This window comes from Psychrobacter sp. W2-37-MNA-CIBAN-0211 (assembly GCF_040309405.1).
GTDB lineage: Bacteria > Pseudomonadota > Gammaproteobacteria > Pseudomonadales > Moraxellaceae > Psychrobacter > Psychrobacter glaciei.
The window spans coordinates 1-237 of record NZ_JBEOOU010000564.1; the positions used below are offsets into that span (position 1 = coordinate 1).

The window sequence follows — 237 nt, forward strand, 5'->3', positions numbered from 1 at the left end:
GGTTACGATAATGAAATAAACTGATATTCCACTTGCTCTGTAAGGTGGTTAAAAACTTCAACAACGCCCCGGGATGTTCCGGGAACTCAAAGCTAAACAAGCGCTCTTCTAGTGGCTCAAGTGGGTGACCACCGACCATATAACGCACATGTAATTTAGCGGTTTCATCTTGGGATAAATCTTGAACTTCAAAGCCTTCAGACTCAAGTTTAGCGATAATTTCGCTTAGCTCTGCTT

At 42.6% G+C, this 237-nt stretch carries 1 pseudogene; it reads right to left on the reverse strand.

The annotated features are described in order from the left end of the window. Nucleotides 1–237: pseudogene (locus tag AAEY72_RS16280) on the reverse strand (threonine ammonia-lyase, biosynthetic); the annotation flags it as partial.